General features: G+C 61.5%; 1 protein-coding gene. It reads left to right on the top strand.

The window, feature by feature from the left end; genetic code table 11:
* The coding region (locus A6V37_RS41230) for a hypothetical protein (protein ID WP_208607850.1) at nucleotides 1–235 on the top strand (235 nt) is incomplete at its 5' end.
* Nucleotides 236–530 lie beyond the last annotated feature (295 nt).

The raw sequence follows: 530 nt of genomic DNA, 5'->3' as shown, positions 1-530 counted from the left end.
AAGGAAGAGAAAAAGGAGAGGAGAGGAGGAAGAAGAAAAGAAGGAGAGGGGAGGTGAGAGGAGAGAGAAGGAAGAAGGGAAAGGAAGAAGAGAAAAGGAAAAAATAGAGGAAAAAGAAGTGGAAAAAGGAAGAGGAGGGAAAAAAGGGAGGAGGGGAAAGAAAGAAGGGGGGAAGGAGGGGAAGAAGAGGGAGGGAGAGGAGGGGGAGGATGACGGGAGCGAAGGGGAGGGGTGAGGGAGGAGTGGGCGGGAAGAGACGGGGGTGGGGAATGAGGGGCAGTTGGAGGGCGAGACCGGAGGGGATAGGGAGGAAGGGGGGGTCGGGGGGGACGGTAAACGGGGGGGGAGGGTGCTTATGGGGGGCGGTGAGGGGGAATGCGAAACTGGTGGGAGACGGTGCGGAGGCGGGATTAAAAGCGCACGGGGCGAGAGCGGCGCTGGATGCTGCGGGGGGGGGAGCGAGGACAGGTAAATGGGGGGGCTGGATCAGGGATAAGGGGGGGGGGGGGTGGGGGTGTGCGGTCATGCGC

The organism is Paraburkholderia ginsengiterrae, assembly GCF_001645125.1.
GTDB classification, from domain to species: Bacteria; Pseudomonadota; Gammaproteobacteria; order Burkholderiales; family Burkholderiaceae; genus Paraburkholderia; species Paraburkholderia ginsengiterrae.
This window is presented reverse-complemented; position numbering and strand designations above follow the sequence as displayed.